The sequence below is a fragment of the Tepidimonas sp. genome (genome assembly GCF_046292505.1).
Lineage (GTDB): Bacteria > Pseudomonadota > Gammaproteobacteria > Burkholderiales > Burkholderiaceae_C > Tepidimonas.
In genome coordinates, this window is sequence record NZ_JBKBQX010000221.1 from 1 (window position 1) to 618 (window position 618).

General features: G+C 66.2%; 1 protein-coding gene. It reads right to left on the reverse strand.

All coding sequences use genetic code 11. The annotated features are described in order from the left end of the window. On the reverse strand, window positions 1–618 hold a 618-nt coding region (locus ACK4TH_RS12890), incomplete at both ends, for a Mu transposase C-terminal domain-containing protein (RefSeq protein ID WP_409627012.1).

Sequence of the window (618 nt, forward strand, 5' to 3'; positions counted from 1 at the left end):
GCCGGGTGTGACAGTGTCCGGTATGGGACTTCCAGGTAATGCTGTCCCTCCGGTTCCAGCACCCAGATGCGGCTGATGTCGCGCGGATCGCGGCGGATCAGAAAGGCCGACAGGCGGTCGCGCCTGGCAATCCACGGCTTGAGCGCGTCGGTGTAGTAGTGAATGTGGTCGATGACGAAGCCGGTTCGGGTCAGCGTGCGGCGGATGACTGGCAGGAAATCGACCAGAAACGCGGCGGGCCGTGTGACGACAGGAGGCACGCCGATCCGCGCTACGGCCTCGGCCCAGCGCGCGGCCGGCGGTTGGAGCAGGCCGTTGTGCACGGAGCCGTGATAGGTGCCCACCGCCAGCGCGAGCCAGCGTTCCAGCTCGCGCAGCGTCAGGGTGGCCATCTTCTCGGAGTCGTAATCCCCGCGCTGGTCAGGGTTGGAGAAGGTCGTCCCCGGTAGTTCATCGTGGATCATCTGCATTGCCGTGCCGATGATCCGTTCCACGATGCCGCCGTAGTGCGGTTGGCCGGGCGGACGATAGTCCAACCGGATGCCATGCTGCTCGCAGCCGCGGCGCAGGGCCTCGCTCTTGAACTCGGCCGCGTTGTCCAGGTACAGCAACTTGGGC